Below are 5266 nucleotides of genomic sequence, written 5' to 3' on the forward strand. Positions count from 1 at the left end.
TTTTGACACGGCCTGCGCGCGCGCTGTTGCGGGTGAAGCCGGCTTTCCTGACCAAGTGCGTGGTGATGACACGGTAGACGATGCCCAGCACATGGCTCATCACCTCGGGTTTGTTAGCGAACAGAAAACGCAGCGGATACGGAAAGCTCAGGACCCACTGTCTGACCGGCTGCTCTGGAAAGACCTCGTCGACCAGCAACGCCGCGGCTTCGGCCATGCGCCGAGCCCCGCAACTGGGGCAAAACCCCCGGCGCTTGCAACTGAAGGCGACCAGCCGCTCCGCGTGGCAGTCATCGCAACGCACGCGCAAGAAACCGTGCTCCAGGCGCCCGCAGCCCAGGTACTCGTCGAATTCCCGCTGTACGTAGTACGGCAAGGCACGGCCTTCGCGCGCCATCTGTGACACAAACGCCGGGTAGTTGTCTTCGACGATCCGGTAGAGCAGAGTCTGCTCTGGGCGGTGGCGCTGGTAGCGCCGTGCGTTCTGCTGCGAGCGGTCCGGCGGGCCGGCCTCATGCCCGTGCCGCACATTTCCGCACGCCGCCTTGCCTCGGAGGCCTCCATGCGGGAGCTTCTGGCAGCCCTGCAGCGGGAGAACAGCGGCGAGCACATTTTCGTCATCGCCGGAGATCCGGCCGTTCCCGAAGGGCCCTATGCGGATTCCCTGTCCCTGATAAGGCAGGCCCCGCTCGCGGAATATGGAGTGAAGACCGTCAGCATCGCCGGCTATCCGGCGGGCCATCACGCAATTGCCGAGACGGCCTTGTGGGAAGCGCTGGAAGCCAAGGCCGATGCGCTGGCCGAGCAGGGCCGCGAGGGAAGCATCGTCACGCAGTTCGGCTTCGACGCAGATCCCGTGATCGCCTGGATCGAGCAGGTCCGTTCGCGTGGCATTCGCCTGCCGATCCGGATCGGCGTGCCCGGCCCCGCCGGCATCAGGCGGCTGCTGGGGTATGCGCGGCGCTTCGGGGTGGGCCCGAGCGCGGAGGCCGCGAAAAAATATGGTTTCTCGCTGACCGACCTGGTCGGCACTGCGGGCCCCGACCGGTTCCTGGCGGACCTGGCTGCCCGGCTGGACCCCCGTGAGCACGGCACCGTGGGCGTGCATTTCTACACTTTCGGCGGACTGGAGACGAGCGCCAGGTGGGTGCGCGAATTCATCGACGGGGCTCCGTCTTCCTGACCGGATCCTCGCCCTCCTCCTGAAACCGGCGCAGGACCGCCTTCTCGATTTCCAGGATGATGAACAGCGCGAGGCCAAGCGCGATCACGACAGCCCCTTCGAGGAGGGTGAGCGGCCGGGTGTCGAACACACCTTGCAGGAACGGCAGATAGGTGAAGGCGATCTGCGCCGCGATGATGGTGGCCAGCGCGATCAGCACGGGCCTGGTGCCCAGCGCCCCTTTCAGGGTCAGCGAACCCATGTGCAGGAAGCGCACGTTGAACAAATAGAAGATCTCCGCCACCACCAGCATGTTGACCGCCAGGGTGCGGCCCTTCTCGATGCTGGCGCCCAGTGCTTGCGAGCCGAAAAAGACGACGAGCACGACGGTCGCGAACAGCGCCGAAACCAGCACCACGCGCCACAGCAGCACTCCGGTGAGCAGCGGTGCGTCGCGCTTTCGCGGTGGTCGCTCCATGACGCCCGGCTCGGGCGGCTCGAAGGCGAGGACGAGGCCCAGCGTGACCGCGGTGACAAGGTTGATCCACAGGATCTGCGTGGCCGTCAGCGGCAGGGTGAAGCCGGCTAGGATGGCGAGGATGACAACGATCGCCTCGCCGCCATTGGTCGGCAGCGTCCAGGCGATGACCTTCCGGATATTGTCGTAGACCGTGCGGCCCTCGCGCGCGGCGGCGACGATCGAGGCGAAATTGTCGTCGAGCAGCACCATTTCCGACGCCTCCCGCGCGGCCTCGGTGCCGGCGACGCCCATCGCGGTGCCCACATCGGCCTGCTTGAGCGAAGGCGCATCGTTCACGCCGTCTCCGGTCATCGCGACAATGTGGCCGTGCGATTGCAGTGCGCGCACGATGCGCAGCTTGTGCTCCGGGCTGGCGCGCGCGAACACCGCCACCTGCGGCACGCGGGCGGCGAGCTCCTTGTCGTCCATCGCCTCGATTTCGCTGCCGGTCAGGGCTTGCGGATCGTCCGCGAGCTCCAGCTGGCGGGCAATGGCGACGGCGGTCGCGGCATGGTCGCCGGTGATCATCTTGATGGCGATGCCGGCAGAGCGGCATTCGTCGATGGCGACTTTCGCTTCCTCGCGCGGGGGGTCGATGAAGCCCATGAGGCCCAGCATCCGTGCGCCCCGCAGGTCGTCATGGCTCATGCGCTCGGATTCGTCGGCAAGCCGCAGCATGGCGAAAGCCAGCAGACGCTCCCCTTCCGCGGCGGAGCGCTCTATATGCGCGTTCCAGTCGAGCTTGCGGGAATCTTCGTCGCACAGCGCGAGAACCGCCTCGGGCGCGCCCTTGATGAAGGCGACGTGGCCGCCGTCGGGCGCCCGGTGCAGCGTGGCCATATAGCGGTAGGAGGCGTCGAACGGAATCTCGTCCAGCCGCCGCCATTCGCGCCTGAGGCTCTCCGTCTCCAGCCCCGCCTTGGTGGCGAGTGCCAGCAGCGCGCCTTCCATCGGGTCGCCGGCAACGCTCCACTGGCCGTCCGCCAGGGAAAGCCGCGCCTCGTTGCACAGTGCGCCGCAGCGGATCAGCTCGGCGGGCGGCTCGACCGGGCCGGCGGAGGCGCCGGCGGGCGTCACCTCGCCCTCGGGGGCATAGCCGATGCCGCTGACGACAAATTCGCGCTCGGGCGTGAACAGGCGCTCCACGGTCATCTCGTTGCGGGTGAGGGTGCCGGTCTTGTCCGAACAGATCACGCTGGTGGCGCCCAGCGATTCCACCGCCGGCAGCTTGCGGATCACCGCGCGGCGCGCCGCCATCCGCTGCACGCCGATGGCAAGGGTGATGGTGATGACCGCGGGCAGCCCCTCGGGGATCGCCCCCACGGCGACGGCGACGACGGCGATCAGCGCCTCCACCCAGTCATATCCGCGCACCAGGACCGCGAAGGCGAACAGCGCGGCCCCAAAGGCGAGGATCACGATCGTCAGTAGGCGGGCGAAGCGGTTGATCTGCTGCAGAAGCGGGGTCACCAGTGGCGGAACCTGCTGCAGCATGCCGCTGATCCGGCCGATCTCTGTCCTGGAGCCGGTTTCCACGACCAGCCCGGTAGCCTGCCCGCGGGCGACCAGAGTTCCGGAAAAGGCCATCGAAGTGCGGTCGCCCAGCGGCGCGTCGGCCGCCACCGGTTCCTCGCCTTTTTCGGAGGCGACCGATTCGCCGGTCAGCGCCGCTTCCTCGATCGCCAGGCTCCGTGCACGCAGGATGCGCAGGTCCGCCGGCACGCGGTCGCCCGCCTCGATCAGCACCACGTCGCCGGGCACCAGTCCGGCGACCTCCACCTCGCGCTTCTCGCCGTCGCGTATGACGATCGCCTGCGGAGAGATGAGGCCGCGCATGCCGGCAAGCGCCCTTTCGGCGCGCCCCTCCTGCACGAAGCCGACCACCGCATTGACCAGCACCACCAGCAGGATGACCGTCGCATCGACCGCGTGGCCGAGCGCGAAGGCCGCAATCGCGGCGGCCAGCAGGAAATAGATCAGCGGATTGTTGAACTGGGCGAGGAAGCGCCACAGCGGATGGACGGGACGGGCTTCCGGTAGGCTGTTGGGCCCGTGGCGGGCCAGGCGCGCTTCGACCTCCTGGCCGGACAGACCCCCAAGATCGGATTCCAGTGCCGCAAGCGCCTCGTCTGCTGCGCGCGCGTGCCAGTCGCCCGATGCCGATGCCGCTGTTGCCATACGTAATCCCGGTCCTCGCGTATAAGAAGAACAAACGCCCTCTGTCGAGTATCGAACTGTAGCCGAAGCCTTGTTGGCGGTCGAGTTTCGAGGGTTCGTCAGGCCATGTGGGCCTGGCGTGCGACGCAGGGCAGGCGGTTTTGGCCCTGGATGTCTTGCCAAGGAGCATTTCCCTGACATCAAGACGAAGGCAACCCTGCCGCCCAGCTGGGCATGGTGTTCCTGAAGGTCGTCAATGCAGGGCCGGGACCATCTTCTGCTTCGGCGGGGCACGCACTGCCGGCCGGTGGTAAGCCTTAGGCATCGCGCCCTGATCCTCCAGGGGGTCGAGGATCTTCCTGATGGCTACCGGGTCTTCGATGGCGGCAACGATCTTGACTGCGCCGCGGCACGCCTCGCACGTCTGAACATCAATGTCGAATACGCGTTTCAAGCGCTTCGCCCAGGTCATGGCTGCGTGCTTCTCGGCAGGCGTTTGATCTTCAGATTCGGTCGCAGGCCTCTGGCGCCCCTTCCCTCGCTTGGCCGGCGTTACCCGCGCCCGCCATTGGCTGTTCGGGGCAAACACGCCGTGGAAGCGCGTCAGATTGACCCGTGGCCGCGGCACCAGGGCGGCCAGGCGCGCCAGAAAGTCGTGCGGCTCGAAGAACACATGTGTGGTTCCGTCTCGATACGGCGTCTTGAGCTGGTAGTGCACCAGGCCGCTGCTGGTCAGTGACAGGCGTGGTGAGTCGACAGTCGCTGGCCCGGGAGGAACAGGCTTTGAACGCGCGTATCGACGCCTGGCTGGAAGGCCTCGACGAGACCGACCGCGAGGAAGCGCACCGGGATGGGCCCGACGATGACCAGCGCCGCCGAACACTCGAACGGCTCAAGGCCCTGCGTGACCAGACCCGGGACAATCGTGAGCGCATGGAACGACTCGGGATCCAGCATCACGTCACCGGTGAGCCCGAGGCCCGGCTCATGCGCTCACCGCAGGGAAGCCGGACCGCGTATAACCTGCAAACGGTGGTGGATACCGACACCCATCTGATCGTGCACCATGAGACGGTGCAGGACGGCGATGACAGCCGCCAGTTGCGGCCCATGGCGGACGCAGCACAAGCGGCACTGGAGACAGACCCGATCGCGCTACTGGCCGATGCCGGCTACTCCAACGGCGAACGGCAGCAGCACTGCGAGGACCGCCACGTCGCGTGTCACATCCCGCCTCGGCGGACCGTCAACAACCAGGGGGCGGCCAGCTCTATCAGGCCGATGCCTTTCATTATGATCCGGCCCGGGATGCCTACCGCTGTCCGGCCGATCACTGGCTGCCGCTGAAACAACGCAATCGGTCCCAGAAAGTCCTTCACTATGCCAACCCTTCGGCCTGTGCCGGCTGTTCCCTCAAGCCACGCTGT

5 protein-coding genes are annotated in these 5266 nt (G+C 66.9%); 2 read left to right on the plus strand and 3 right to left on the minus strand.

The genetic code is table 11. The features are described from left to right. Window positions 1-529: transposase zinc-binding domain-containing protein (locus DOM57_RS19125; protein WP_204353041.1), on the minus strand; the 529-nt coding region annotated here is incomplete at its 3' end. A gap of 33 nt (window positions 530-562) precedes the next feature. Between DOM57_RS19125 and DOM57_RS19130 the strand changes: the two genes are divergently transcribed. Further along, entirely contained in the window at window positions 563-1183 is a 621-nt protein-coding gene (locus DOM57_RS19130; RefSeq protein ID WP_204353042.1) for a methylenetetrahydrofolate reductase, read from the plus strand. Here DOM57_RS19130 and DOM57_RS19135 read toward each other — a convergent pair. Together DOM57_RS19135 and DOM57_RS19140 are read right to left on the minus strand one after the other, a co-directional pair. Continuing rightward, complete coding sequence (locus DOM57_RS19135) at window positions 1158-3860, minus strand: HAD-IC family P-type ATPase (protein ID WP_110650781.1); 2703 nt, start codon at window positions 3858-3860, stop codon at window positions 1158-1160. The two genes, DOM57_RS19130 and DOM57_RS19135, sit on opposite strands and share 26 nt — an antisense overlap. 232 nt (window positions 3861-4092) lie before the next feature. Then, on the minus strand, window positions 4093-4557 hold the full coding sequence (locus DOM57_RS19140) for a transposase (protein WP_162619602.1): 465 nt from the start codon (window positions 4555-4557) through the stop codon (window positions 4093-4095). 29 nt (window positions 4558-4586) lie between these two features. On the opposite strand from DOM57_RS19140, the gene DOM57_RS19145 reads away from it, so the two are divergent. Next, a complete protein-coding gene (locus DOM57_RS19145) occupies window positions 4587-5186 on the plus strand; it encodes a transposase (protein WP_162619603.1) in 600 nt (199 codons plus the stop codon). The last annotated feature ends 80 nt before the right edge of the window (window positions 5187-5266 follow it).

Source organism: Salinicola peritrichatus, assembly GCF_003206715.1.
Lineage (GTDB): Bacteria > Pseudomonadota > Gammaproteobacteria > Pseudomonadales > Halomonadaceae > Salinicola > Salinicola peritrichatus.

What these genes read in the sequence shown, in the direction of transcription:
- DOM57_RS19130 (WP_204353042.1), top strand. Translation starts at nt 563, where the DNA reads ATGCGGGAGCTTCTGGCAGCCCTGCAGCGGGAGAACAGCGGCGAGCAC.
- DOM57_RS19135 (WP_110650781.1), bottom strand. Translation starts at nt 3,860, where the DNA reads ATGGCAACAGCGGCATCGGCATCGGGCGACTGGCACGCGCGCGCAGCA.